The sequence below is a fragment of the Neorhizobium sp. BETTINA12A genome (assembly GCF_023006485.1).
Classification (GTDB): domain Bacteria; phylum Pseudomonadota; class Alphaproteobacteria; order Rhizobiales; family Rhizobiaceae; genus Neorhizobium.
In genome coordinates this window covers 58,045-70,778 of the sequence record NZ_JALBGW010000003.1, presented here as the reverse complement: position 1 = coordinate 70,778, position 12,734 = coordinate 58,045, and the positions used below count along the sequence as shown (strand labels likewise).

Here is a 12,734-nt window from a genome sequence, read left to right as displayed (position 1 = left end):
TAGATTATCTCCGTTCTAGAAGACGGCAGATCTCCTCGAGCTGCTCCAGCGTCCGGTAGCCGATCTTGATCTGGCCCCCACCATTCTTGTGGTTGATCTTCACTTCCAGTCCGAGGGAATCCGAAAGGGTCCGCTCAAGCGCCAGCGTATCGGAATCTTTTTGTTCCGCTTTCGAAACGGTTGTCGGCTCGGCTTGAGCCTTGATATCGTTCTGAGCCAGCTTTTCGGCATCCCGCACCGACATTCCCTTGGCAATAATGGTACGCGCCAATGAAGCCGGATCCGACGTCGTGATCAACGCACGGGCATGCCCCGCGGAAAGGCTCCCTGCTGCCAGCATATCCCGCACCGGTTCGGGCAGCTTCAGCAGGCGAAGACTGTTGGCGACATGGCTTCGACTCTTGCCGATGATCTCGCCCAGATCGCTCTGAGTATAGCCGTGCTCGGCGATCAGCTGGTCGTAGCCAAGGGCCTCTTCCAGGGGATTGAGGTCCGAACGTTGAACGTTCTCGACGATTGCGATCTCGAGTGCCGTCCGATCGTCCACGTCGCGGACGATGACAGGAATTTCGATCAAGCCTGCCAATTGGGCGGCACGCCAACGACGTTCGCCGGCTATGATCTCATATTGCGCAGGGCCTCGCGGCCGAACAACGACCGGCTGAACGATCCCATGCTGACGAATGGAGCTGGCCAAATCCTGCAGCTCGCCCTCATCGAAACTCCGACGCGGATTCTTCGGATTGCGGGATACATGCTCAATCGGGACCATACGATCCGGATTAACGCTCCGGGCACCATTATCCGCCGGCGCCTGCTGATCCATTTCGCCTATGAGCGCTGCAAGACCGCGCCCGAGGCGCCGTTTCGATAGGTCGTCGTTCATTCTTATCACTCACTTGGTCTGAATCAGGCGGCTTTACGCCTGCGTTCTCGCTGGATAACTTCGGAAGCCAGTTGCAAATAAGCTTGGCTGCCCGCGCATTTCAGATCGTAGAGGATCGCCGGCTTACCGTAAGAAGGCGCCTCGGATACACGGACATTGCGCGGAATCAGCGTATGATAGACTTTTTCGCCAAGATGCGTCCGCACATCATTGACAACCTGTTGAGCCAGGTTGTTTCGGGCATCGAACATGGTGAGGACGATTCCCTGAATATCGAGCGACGGATTGACGCTGCGACGCACCTGATCGACCGTTTCGAGCAACTGGCTCAACCCTTCCAGTGCAAAGAACTCGCATTGCAACGGCACCAGGATGGAATGAGCCGCGGCCATGGCATTCATCGTCAACAGATTGAACGATGGAGGGCAGTCCAAAAGAATATAGGAATAGACCAGGGCGTCATCGCCGCTCAACGCGCTTCGCAGCTTGAATGCCCGATCAGAAGCCTGGGAAATTTCCATTTCGAATCCAAGCAGGTCCATCGTCGAGGGAACGATGTGCAGGTTTGGAACCGCCGTCTCGAGCGCCGTCTCCGCTATGGAGTTGTATCCCATCAACAAATCATAGGAAGAGAGCTTGCGGTCTCGACGGTCGATACCCAGCCCGGTGCTGGCATTGCCCTGCGGATCAAGGTCGATGATCAGAACGCGTTCGCCAATTGCCGCAAGGGCCGTCGCCAGGTTGATTGCCGTCGTTGTCTTGCCCACGCCGCCTTTTTGGTTGGCAATCGTGATAACCCGATTTCTTTCAAACATTCAGCACCTGAAAATCTAGGGTTCTTTGTGCCTTAAATTGCTAATCTCGAGGATAATTGAATCCGGCTCGACGGCACTCTGATGTTTTACCAGATCGAACGACCAACGGCCACGGGCTTTCTCGACTTCCGCGGCGTAATCCCTGCCTTTATGGAAGAAAGCTCTTGTATCTTTGCCAATCATCCAAGGCGATGTGTAGGCAAGAAGCGGATCGAGCTCGGCAAGGGCTCTGGCGGAGATGCGTTCGCAATCGGGAAGGGCCGTAAAGGCTGATTCGATTCGCAAAGGATGGACTGAACCCCTGGCACCCGTTTCATTGAGCGCCACTCGAAGAAACGCAACCTTTTTCTGATTGCTCTCAACCAGATGAACCCATCCCTGTTGTGTCTCGGCCAGAAAGATGGCCGTTATCACGCCAGGGAAGCCACCCCCGGAACCAAGATCGAGCCATCTATATGGATGAGGGGAGAGTTGGAAGATTTGGGCGCTATCAGCAATATGACGCCGCCACAATTCGTCCAGTGTGGAGGGAGCAACCAGATTGATGGCCTTTGCCCATTTCTGGAAAAGCGCTGCAAAGTGCTCAAGCTTTTCCTGCGTTTCACGTGAAACACTCTTGCCGTTCAGAAGCATTACAGGACTCGCTTGACGCGCTGCGGTGCAGCTTCTTCTTTGCGAAGGAGTGCTAGGATGAGCGCAAGGGCAGCGGGCGTCATTCCGTCGACCTTGGACGCCTGTGCCAGATTGCCGGGGTTTGCCGCCGTTAGCTTCAGTTTGAGTTCATTGGAAAGTCCAGGAAGCGCTGAAAAATCAAAGGCTTGCGGGATAATTCGTGCCTCGTCCCGATGGGTGGCGTGGATGTCGGCCGCTTGCCGATTCATATAGACCGCATAGGACGCCTCGATCTCCAATGCTTCAGCAACCTTTGGCGGAAGTTGCTCCAATTCCGGCCATATGGCCGTAAGCGCGTCCAGCGATTGGTCGGGATAAGCCAATAATTCATATGCCGTCCGTCGTTGACCGTCCTTGTTCAACTTAAGACCAAAGCGATGTGCCTCATTAGGCGTCAGGTTACGAGACTGCAAAAGGTCCCTGCCAGCTTCTAGTGCTTGGGTATAGTTTCGAAATTTCGATATCCGTCCGGCTCCCACGCAACCAAGTTCGATGGCTTTTTCAGTCAATCGAACGTCCGCGTTGTCAGCCCGAAGCGAAAGGCGATATTCAGCGCGCGACGTAAACATCCGGTAGGGTTCGGTCACCCCACGAGATGTCAGATCGTCCACCATGACTCCTATGTAGGAATCGGCGCGGCTGAAGTGATAGGCGTCGCCGCCGGAAGCTTTACGGGCGGCATTCAGCCCGGCAACCAAGCCCTGAGCCGCAGCCTCCTCATAACCCGTCGTTCCATTGATCTGGCCCGCAAGGAAGAGCCCAGGAATTTTCTTGACCTCAAGGGCGGCGGTCAACTCCCGCGGATCCACGTGATCATATTCGATTGCGTAGCCGGGCTGGATGATCGATACCGCCTCCAAGCCTGGAATGGTGTGAATGAACGCTGCCTGAACCTCGGCGGGAAGCGAGGTCGAAATGCCGTTCGGATAGACAGTCGAGTCGTCCAGGCCTTCCGGCTCCAAAAAGATCTGATGCCCGTCGCGTTCGCCAAAGCGGACGATCTTGTCCTCGATCGATGGACAATAACGCGGACCGACACCCTCGATCTGTCCGGAATACATCGCAGACCGATGGATATTGTCCGAAATGATCCTATGCGTCGCCTCCGTCGTGCGGGTGACGCCACAGGCAATCTGCTTCGTGGTAATCCGGTCGGTCATAAAGGAGAAGGGCACCGGATCTTCGTCGGCTTCCTGCCGACCAACCCGTGCCCAGTCGATCGTATTTCCGTCCAGCCGGGCAGGCGTACCGGTCTTCAGCCTGCCGAGCCGCAGGCCGAACCGTAAAAGGGTCTCCGATAACCCCAGGGAGGGAGCTTCCCCGACGCGACCTGCGGGGACCTTTTGGTCGCCGATATGGATCAAACCCCGAAGGAACGTGCCGGTCGTTAAGACAACCGTTCCGCATCCGAATCGACGGCCATCCTTCAGTTCCACGGCCGTCACGCGGTCAGCCTGGATTTCCAGGTCAAACGCGTCCCCTTCGATGACAGTGAGATTGGGGTGGTTGAAAATCTCGCGCTGCATCGCCTGGCGGTAAAGCTTACGATCGGCTTGCGTCCGCGGCCCGCGCACCGCCGGCCCCTTCTTTCGGTTGAGAAGGCGGAACTGGATGCCCGCGGCATCCGCAACACGTCCCATCAGCCCATCGAACGCATCGACTTCACGGACAAGGTGACCCTTGCCAAGTCCGCCGATTGCGGGATTGCAGGACATGACACCCACCGTCTGCCGATTATGGGTTATAAGAGCGGTCTGTGCGCCCAAGCGCGCAGCGGCACTCGCAGCCTCGCAGCCAGCATGTCCGCCACCGATGACGATTACGTCGAATGTCTTTTCCATTTGGTCACCTTATGAAACCGCGCAAAGCGCCCTGTTTCACGTGAATCACTTGCCGATGCAGAACTGCGAAAAGATTACGTCAAGGAGCTGTTCCACATCAACCCGACCGGTGATGCGGCCCAGCGAGGACGCAGCGGCCCGAAGGCTCTCGCCTCGAAGATCAAGTTCCTGGCCGTTTAGCGCTTCTGCGATAAAATGGGAAGCCTCTTTGAGATACTGAAGATGCCGCTGCCGGTTGGGAACCAGCGATCCGGACCAAGTTTCCTTGAGCTTTAACAGGATCCGTGAACGCAATTCCTCCAGCCCATCTCCCGTTTCACTGGAAATGGCAAGGTCATAGCCAGACGATGGTCGGTGCATATCGATCTTGGTGCCGATCCGCAGAACCTCAGCCTTCACACCGTCGTAAGTCTGTTTCGAGTCCGAATCGATCTCTTCGAGCTGCAGAACGAGATCGGCCTGCTCGATGGCTATCCTAGCCCTGCGAACGCCTTCTTGCTCGACGCGATCCTCGCTTTCGCGCAGCCCGGCCGTATCGAAGAAACGAACGAGGTAACCCTCCATATCGATATCGACATGCAGGAGATCCCTTGTTGTCCCAGCAATCTCGGTGACGATGGCAATGTCCCGTTTTGCCAAAGCATTGAGCAGGCTCGACTTACCGGCATTGGGAGGCCCAGCGATAACCACCTTGTAGCCGTCTCGGATAATCTCGCCCGCCTTTGCGGAGGCGATATGTCCCTCGATCTCGAAATAAAGATCACCGACCTCTGTCCAGACCCTGTCGGACACCGACCCCGGGACGTCATCCTCATCGGCAAAATCGAGTTCAGCCTCGATCAGCGCGCGAGCTCGGGTCAATCTCTCGGCCCAACCCACATAAAGCGCCGACTGTCCACCAAAACCCTGCTCGACCGCCAGGCGGCGTTGCATCTCGGTCTCTGCGGCGATGAGATCCGCCAGACCTTCGACCTCGACCAGATCCAACTTGCCGTTCTCGAACGCGCGGCGCGAAAACTCGCCCGCATCCGCCAACCGAAGTCCGATCGCCTCCAGTTCCTGATAGACGGCGGAAACGACGGCCCGACTGCCATGCAGATGCATTTCAACGCAATCCTCGCCGGTAAACGAATTCGGACCAGCAAATGCCAGAACCAGAGCGTGGTCGATCACCAGACCGTTGCGGCTCCGAATCGTTCTGAGTCCGGCCTTCCGATCGGCCGACAGTTCACCAGCCAAAGCCACCGCGGCGTCGAAAGCCTGCGGACCGCTCAAGCGGATAACAGCGACACCCGCCGGCAAGGTGCCGCTCGAGAGCGCGAAGATCGTATCGTTGTCTGCCTGGGCCATGGGTTCAACTTACCAGAGGCGGCACTAAACTGAAAAGCGCCCGGCAAAACCGAGCGCTCCATATCTAATTTGAATCCGGCTAAGGATCAGGTGTTCATCGAGTCGAAGAAATCGCCATTGGTCTTCGTTTGCTTCAGCTTGTCGATCAGGAATTCGATCGCATCCGTGGTGCCCATCGGGGCAAGGATACGGCGAAGCACGAAGATCTTCTGGAGATCCTGGCGTGGCACCAGCAGGTCTTCCTTACGTGTGCCGGACTTGAGGATGTCCATCGACGGGAAGATGCGCTTGTCGGCGACCTTGCGGTCGAGCACAATTTCCGAGTTACCGGTGCCCTTGAATTCTTCGAAGATAACTTCGTCCATGCGGCTGCCGGTATCGATCAGCGCCGTCGCAATGATCGTCAGCGAACCACCCTCTTCGATATTACGAGCGGCACCGAAGAAACGCTTCGGACGCTGCAGGGCATTGGCGTCGACGCCGCCTGTCAGGACTTTGCCGGAGGAGGGCACAACGGTGTTGTAGGCGCGGCCGAGGCGGGTGATCGAGTCGAGCAGGATGACGACGTCGCGGCCATGCTCGACGAGGCGCTTGGCCTTCTCGATGACCATCTCGGCGACCTGCACGTGGCGTACGGCCGGTTCATCGAAGGTCGAGGAGACGACCTCGCCCTTCACCGACCGTTGCATGTCCGTGACTTCTTCCGGCCGTTCGTCGATCAAGAGGACGATCAGATAACATTCCGGATGATTGGCGGTGATCGAGTGGGCGATGTTCTGTAGCAGAACGGTTTTACCGGTGCGCGGCGGCGCGACGATCAGGCCACGCTGGCCTTTGCCGAGCGGCGCCACAAGGTCGATGACGCGGGCGGAGAGATCCTTGGAAGTCGGAACTTCCAGTTCCATCTTGAACCGCTCGTTCGGATAGAGCGGCGTCAGGTTGTCGAAGTGGACCTTGTGGCGGATCTTTTCCGGGTCGTCGAAATTGATCGTGTTGACCTTGAGAAGGGCGAAATAACGCTCGCCTTCTTTCGGACCACGGATCGGGCCCTCGACCGTGTCGCCGGTCTTCAGCGAGAAGCGGCGGATCTGGGAGGGTGAGATATAGATGTCATCGGGACCGGGCAGATAGTTTGCGTTCGCGGAACGCAGGAAACCAAACCCGTCCTGCAAGACCTCGACCACGCCTTCGCCGATGATTTCGACGTCCTGGCTCGCCAAAACCTTGAGGATCGCGAACATCAGTTCCTGCTTGCGCATGGTGCTGGCGTTCTCGACCTCCAGTGATTCGGCGAAGGTCAGCAAATCGGTGGGGGATTTGCTCTTGAGTTCTTGAAGCTTCATTTCAGCCATGAAGGGGGGACCATATTGAGAATTTCGGGGGGATAGGCGTGTCGGTGAAATTCGCTACCGCGGAAGATGATCCGGGGACGACAGGAAATTACACGCATGCCACGAGATGAGATGGGGAGGAAAATAGCGATTCACGTGGAACGCCGCAAGGGGCAAGACGGAAATCTTGCCAAAGAAAGAATATCCTCGCGTCAAAACGGTTTCACGATCACCAGAATGACGATCCCGATCATCAGAACGGTTGGGAGTTCATTCATCATCCGCCAGTAACGCGGCGTTTTTCGCGGACCATCGACCGCGAAGTTGCGCACCGCGCGGCTGAACAGCACATGCACCATTGTGAGCAGCACGACAAGCCCGATTTTCGCATGCAGCCAGCCGCCGCGAAACTCGTAGACATCCCAGGCGAGAAAAAGACCGAGAACCCAAGTGATCATCATCGCCGGGTTCATGATGATCTTCAGGAGCCGGTGCTCCATCATCTTGAAGGTTTCGGACTGCGCCGAGCCGGGTTCCGCATCGCTGTGATAGATGAACAGCCGCGGCATGTAGAGCAGGCCCGCCATCCAGGACATCACTGCGATGACGTGGAAAGCCTTGACGTAGAGAATGAAATCATTCGGTTGACCGAGATAGACGGCAACCAGGATGGCGATGAAGACTGCAAGCGCGATGAAGGCGCGCAGTGCCGATCTCCTCCCCGCCGGCGTGCCCGTCTGCAGCTCCTCTCTACTCACGCGTTCGCTCCCCGCACGCGTTCAATCAGCTGGCGCACATGATCCGGATTAGCCTCCGGGGTGATGCCGTGGCCGAGATTGAAGATCAGCGGCCCATGCCCAAGCTTAGCGAGAATGGCGTCGATACCCTCCTCCAGCGACCTGCCGCCGGCGACGACCCGCATCGGATCCAGATTGCCCTGCACCGGGCCATCCTTCTGCAATTCGGCCGCAAACGACAGCGGCACCGACCAGTCGAGGCCGATCGCATCGGCTTTGGTCTTCTGCCGATAGAATTTCAGGTTCAGGCCCGCACCCTTGGCGAAGGCGATGATCTTCGCCTGTGGTCGCGCGCTGCGAACGATCTCGATCATCCGGGCCACAGGCTTTACGGCATAGGCGTCGAATTCCTTCTCGCCCAGAACACCGGCCCAGGAATCGAAGATTTGCACGGCGTCGGCGCCAGCATCGATCTGCGCGATCAAATATTCGGCGGAGATTTCCGCAAGCAGCGACAGCAGCCTCTCGAAGGCTTCAGGATGCCGGTAGGCGAACAGCCGGGCAGGGGCCTGGTCCGGCGTCCCGTGGCCGGCGATCATGTATGTCGCAACGGTCCAAGGCGCCCCACAGAAACCAAGCAGGGTTGTTTCATCAGGCAGTTCACGCCTCAGCCGGCGAACCGTTTCCATGACCGGAGCGAGATGGGCAAGAACGCCTTCGTCGTTCAACGCCTGAATACCAGCGACATCGATCGGATCCATTTGGGGACCTTCGCCCTGCACGAACCGCACGTTCCGGTGCAGCGCATCCGGGATGACCAGGATATCGGAAAACAGGATTGCCGCATCGAAACCGTAGCGCCGGATCGGCTGCAAGGTCACCTCGACAGCCAGATCCGGCGTGTAACAGAGATCGAGAAAACTTCCGGCCGCCGCCCGCGTCTCCCGATATTCCGGCAGATAACGTCCTGCCTGTCTCATGAGCCAGATTGGTGGTGGACTGACCGTCTTGCCTTCCAGCACTTGGATGATCTTCCGGTATGCGCCGGTCAATGGGTTCTCCCTAAAAATATAAGAAATGAATCTTTCTAGATTTCTATTTCTTAGAGTCGGTGAGTAGCAAGGATTAAAGTCAAATCACAGCCGACGCGACGATCCGCCGCTTTGCAGCCACTCGCGGGACAGAAAATCACCTCCGGTTGACGGATCTTGGGATAGCTTGAATTTCGCAAGTTATTTCAGGAGGATGGCGGGAAATGGAATTCGGCGCTATCTGTGGATAAGCTGGGGAGGAAAAAGAGCGACGAAGAGCCTATCCCCAGAACGCACAAGCAGGCCTGATCCGCATCCGCAGGAACTGCGAATGTGGAAAACCGGGCGGTTTTCCCGAGGCCTTGTTCCGGCCTGGGAGAACCCGATGGTCTCTCCCGAGTTATCAACAAAGGGTTAAGTTTAGCGTGGAGAACAGAAAAAACTTCTTCCATCTGCATCTCATATCTGACTCGACAGGCGAGACTCTCATCTCCGCCGGCAGAGCGGCCTCAGCCCAGTTCCAGTCATCGCTGGCCGTGGAGCATGTTTATCCGCTGATCCGCAATCGCAAGCAGCTGCTGGCCGTGCTCGAAGCGCTCGATCGCGAGCCGGGCATCGTCCTTTATACCATCGTCGATCAGGAGCTGGCCGAACTCATCGATCAGCGATGTCGGGAAATGGGCCTACCCTGCGTCAATGTTCTCGAACCGGTCATGGCGACCTTTCAGGCTTATCTTGGGGCGCCGTCCCGTCGCCGTGTCGGGGCCCAGCACGCGCTCAACGCTGATTATTTCAAGCGCATCGAAGCGCTCAATTTCAGCATGGATCACGACGATGGCCAGATGCCGGAGGATTATGACGAGGCGGATGTCGTGCTGATCGGCATCAGCCGCACTTCGAAAACGCCGACCAGCATCTATCTCGCCAATCGCGGCATCAAGACCGCCAACATTCCGATCGTGCCGGGTGTGGAACTGCCCGATAGCCTATACCGCGCGACCCATCCGTTGATCGTCGGTCTCATTGCGACCACCGACCGGATCAGCCAGGTGCGTGAAAACCGCGAACTCGGTGTCACCCAGGGTTTCGACCGGCGCCACTATACGGACCGCGCGACGATCAATGAGGAACTGAAATATGCCCGCGCGCTCTGCGCCCGCCAGAACTGGCCGGTCATCGATGTGACGCGCCGGTCGATCGAGGAGACAGCAGCCGCAATCGTTGCGCTGCGCCCGAAGCTGCGTTAAGCGAATCCGCCTGCAGCCTTTGGGAGATTTTCGTGACAGTGCCCCTCGTACTTGCCTCCTCCAGCCCCTTCCGCCGGATACTGATGGAAAATGCCGGCCTGACGTTTGAAAGCCGTGCGGCCGAGATCGACGAGCGAAAGATTGAAGCTGGGATGGAAGGCGCAAGCCCTGACCAGGTGGCGCTGACGCTTGCCAAGGCAAAGGCGGTGGATGTGACACGCCATTTCCCGGGCGCGCTGGTGATCGGCTCGGATCAGACCATGTCGCTCGGAAGCCGGGTTTATCACAAACCGAAGACCCTTGCCGAAGTGAAAGAGAATTTGCTTTCCCTTTCAGATAAGACCCATCGACTGAACAGCGCAATCGCTTTTGCGCGCGACAACGAGATCGTCTGGGAGCATGTTGCGCATGCGGACCTGACCGTCCGCGAGCTGAACGAAACCTTCGTCGATCGCTACCTGTCGCGGGTCGGCGAAAAGGTCTACGGGAGCGTCGGCGCTTATCAGCTGGAAGGCGAGGGCATCCAGTTGTTCTCGAAGATCGAGGGCGATTATTTCACCATCCTCGGCCTGCCCATGCTGCCGCTCCTCGAGAAGCTGCGCGAATTGGGAGCGATCGATGGCTGATTCACGTGAAACATTTTTGGTTAATGCTTTCGTAACCGGCTGGCCGGTGAAACATTCCCGCTCGCCGCTGATCCACGGTCACTGGCTGAGACAGTTCGGCATTGCCGGGTCCTACACGGCTGAGGCTGTCACAGAAGCGGATTTTCCCGCCTTCATCCAATCGCTGAAAGACGGGAGCTCCGGTTTTCGCGGCGGCAATGTCACCATTCCTCATAAGGAACTTGCCTTTAAGCTGGCTGACCGGCCGGATGATCTTGCCGAAGAACTCGGGGCATCGAACACGCTCTGGATGGAAGACGGACTACTGCATGCCACCAATACTGACGGCCACGGTTTTACCGCCAATCTCGACGACCGTCATCCAGGCTGGGACAGCACCGGCCGTGCGGTCATCTTCGGCGCCGGCGGTGCAAGCCGCGCTGTCATCCAGGCGATACGGGATCGCGGCGTCAGTGAGATCCACGTGGTCAACCGGACTGTTTCACGGGCCGAGGAACTCGCCGATCGCTTTGGTTCGAAAGTTCACGCCCACCCGGTTGGAGCCTTGAATGAGGTCATGTCGGATGCCGGGCTGTTCGTGAACACGACATCGCTTGGCATGGACGGCAGCGAGGCGCCGGAGATTGACTTCTCACCGCTGGCGTCCGGCGCAGTCGTCACCGATATCGTCTACGTACCCTTGAAAACGCCGCTGCTTACTCAGGCCGAAGAACAGGGTTTCGCGATCGTCGACGGGCTCGGCATGCTGCTTCACCAGGCTGTGCCCGGCTTCGAAAAATGGTTCGGCCGTCGCCCGGTTGTCGATAAAACTCTTCGGGACCTCGTCATCGCCGATATGGAAAACCACGGATGATCGTCATCGGCCTCACCGGCTCCATCGGAATGGGAAAATCCACAACCGCGAAAATGTTCGCGGAAGAGGGTGTCCCGGTGAATGACGCCGATGCCGTCGTCCATGATCTCTACCGCACCGATGCAGTGGCACCCGTCGGTGAAGCGTTTCCGGGCACGGTCAAGGATGGCGTCATCGACCGCCAGGAACTGTCCCGGCAGCTTTCGGCCGCGCCCGAGAAATTCCAGGCCCTCGAAGCGATCGTCCATCCGCTGGTCCGCAAGCGTGAAGTCGATTTCCTGTCGCGCCACAGGGAGGCCGGTACCGACCTCGTGCTCCTCGATATTCCGCTTCTCTTCGAAGTGAAGGGCGAGGATCGCGTCGATGTTATTGTTGTTGTCACCTGCGATCCACAGATACAGCGCGACAGGGTGCTTGCGCGTCCGGGCATGACGGAGGAAAAATTGGCGATGATTCTCTCCCGCCAGATGCCCGACGCGGAAAAACGCAAAAGAGCCGATTTTCTCGTCGATACGGGCCTTGGACTGGACGCGGCGAGAGAACGGGTTCGCGAGATCATCGCGTCTCTGAAGGCCGGAAAGACGAGCGAGAAAAAGCCAAATGCGTGAGATCATCTTCGATACGGAAACCACCGGCCTCGAATCGAAGGTCGATCGGGTTATCGAAATCGGCGGCATCGAGCTGATCAACAATTTTCCGACCGGCAGGACGCTTCATCTCTACATCAATCCGGGCGACCGCAAGGTTCATCCGGACGCGCTGGCGGTTCACGGCATTACCGACGAGTTCCTGAAGGACAAGCCGAGCTTCGGCGATGTCGTCCAGCAGATCATCGAGTTCTTCGATGGCGCCAAGTGGATCGCCCATAACGCCACCTTCGACATGGGCTTCATGAATGCAGAATTCGGTCGCCTCGGCCTGCCCCCCGTAATGTCCGACCAGGTCATCGACACTCTGGCCATGGCCCGCCGCAAACACCCGATGGGTCCGAATTCGCTTGATGCGCTCTGCCGCCGTTACGGCATCGACAACGCCCACCGCACCAAGCACGGCGCGCTGCTCGACTCCGAACTGCTCGCCGAAGTCTATATCGAGATGACGGGCGGCCGTCAGACGGCGCTCGGCCTGATGGGCAACGAACGGTCTGCGACGGTGATCGAGGTCGATGAAGTCGTGGTGGCGGTGACCGGCCGCCCGCGGCCGCTTGACCGCCGGCTGACGGAAACCGAGATCAAAGCGCATGCGGCCATGGTCACGTCGCTGAAGGACAAGGCAGTCTGGCTGAAGTACAAGCAGGCCCAATAAAAAAGCCCGGGTCGAAACCCGGGCTCTTTCGTCAAATCGA

At 57.9% G+C, this 12,734-nt stretch carries 13 protein-coding genes; 5 read left to right on the top strand and 8 right to left on the bottom strand.

What is annotated here, in order from left to right; all coding sequences use genetic code 11:
- Nucleotides 1–4 precede the first annotated feature (4 nt).
- The 8 genes from MOV61_RS01900 to hemE form a co-directional block, all read right to left on the bottom strand.
- Nucleotides 5–886: a ParB/RepB/Spo0J family partition protein gene (locus MOV61_RS01900; protein WP_247135333.1), complete on the bottom strand. Its 882-nt coding sequence runs from the start codon at nt 884–886 to the stop codon at nt 5–7.
- Between the two features lie 23 nt (nt 887–909).
- Nucleotides 910–1,701, bottom strand: a complete 792-nt coding sequence (locus tag MOV61_RS01895) for a ParA family protein (protein ID WP_038547340.1) — start codon at nt 1,699–1,701, stop codon at nt 910–912.
- A gap of 15 nt (nt 1,702–1,716) precedes the next feature.
- Complete coding sequence (rsmG, locus tag MOV61_RS01890; protein WP_247135332.1) at nt 1,717–2,334, bottom strand: 16S rRNA (guanine(527)-N(7))-methyltransferase RsmG; 618 nt, start codon at nt 2,332–2,334, stop codon at nt 1,717–1,719.
- The gene (gene mnmG / locus MOV61_RS01885) at nt 2,334–4,214 is read right to left on the bottom strand and encodes a tRNA uridine-5-carboxymethylaminomethyl(34) synthesis enzyme MnmG (protein ID WP_247135331.1); all 1,881 of its coding nucleotides are present in this window, start codon (nt 4,212–4,214) and stop codon (nt 2,334–2,336) included. The genes rsmG and mnmG overlap by 1 nt, the downstream gene beginning before the upstream one ends.
- 45 nt (nt 4,215–4,259) lie before the next feature.
- The gene (gene mnmE, locus MOV61_RS01880) at nt 4,260–5,564 is read right to left on the bottom strand and encodes a tRNA uridine-5-carboxymethylaminomethyl(34) synthesis GTPase MnmE (protein ID WP_247135330.1); all 1,305 of its coding nucleotides are present in this window, start codon (nt 5,562–5,564) and stop codon (nt 4,260–4,262) included.
- An 86-nt stretch (nt 5,565–5,650) separates the two neighbouring features.
- Complete coding sequence (rho, locus tag MOV61_RS01875) at nt 5,651–6,916, bottom strand: transcription termination factor Rho (RefSeq protein WP_105404823.1); 1,266 nt, start codon at nt 6,914–6,916, stop codon at nt 5,651–5,653.
- Nucleotides 6,917–7,107: 191 nt separating this feature from the next.
- Nucleotides 7,108–7,653 carry a protoporphyrinogen oxidase HemJ gene (gene hemJ / locus MOV61_RS01870; RefSeq protein WP_408962337.1) on the bottom strand — a complete coding sequence of 182 codons (546 nt, stop codon included), beginning with the start codon at nt 7,651–7,653 and terminating at the stop codon, nt 7,108–7,110.
- Complete coding sequence (gene hemE / locus MOV61_RS01865) at nt 7,650–8,684, bottom strand: uroporphyrinogen decarboxylase (protein WP_247135329.1); 1,035 nt, start codon at nt 8,682–8,684, stop codon at nt 7,650–7,652. Before hemE ends, hemJ begins: the two co-directional genes overlap by 4 nt.
- Before the next feature lie 404 nt (nt 8,685–9,088).
- Between hemE and MOV61_RS01860 the strand changes: the two genes are divergently transcribed.
- The 5 genes from MOV61_RS01860 to dnaQ are packed head-to-tail and all read left to right on the top strand — an operon-like array spanning nt 9,089 to nt 12,694.
- Nucleotides 9,089–9,910 (top strand): pyruvate, water dikinase regulatory protein, encoded by an 822-nt coding sequence (locus tag MOV61_RS01860; RefSeq protein WP_038547357.1) that lies wholly within the window; start codon nt 9,089–9,091, stop codon nt 9,908–9,910.
- 32 nt (nt 9,911–9,942) lie between these two features.
- Nucleotides 9,943–10,536, top strand: a complete 594-nt coding sequence (locus MOV61_RS01855; RefSeq protein ID WP_247135328.1) for a Maf-like protein — start codon at nt 9,943–9,945, stop codon at nt 10,534–10,536.
- Nucleotides 10,529–11,389: a shikimate dehydrogenase gene (locus MOV61_RS01850; RefSeq protein ID WP_247135327.1), complete on the top strand. Its 861-nt coding sequence runs from the start codon at nt 10,529–10,531 to the stop codon at nt 11,387–11,389. Before MOV61_RS01855 ends, MOV61_RS01850 begins: the two co-directional genes overlap by 8 nt.
- Nucleotides 11,386–11,997, top strand: coding sequence for a dephospho-CoA kinase (gene coaE, locus MOV61_RS01845; RefSeq protein WP_247135326.1), 612 nt, complete (start codon nt 11,386–11,388; stop codon nt 11,995–11,997). The genes MOV61_RS01850 and coaE overlap by 4 nt, the downstream gene beginning before the upstream one ends.
- Nucleotides 11,990–12,694, top strand: a complete 705-nt coding sequence (gene dnaQ / locus MOV61_RS01840; RefSeq protein WP_247135325.1) for a DNA polymerase III subunit epsilon — start codon at nt 11,990–11,992, stop codon at nt 12,692–12,694. The genes coaE and dnaQ overlap by 8 nt, the downstream gene beginning before the upstream one ends.
- Nucleotides 12,695–12,734: the final 40 nt, after the last annotated feature.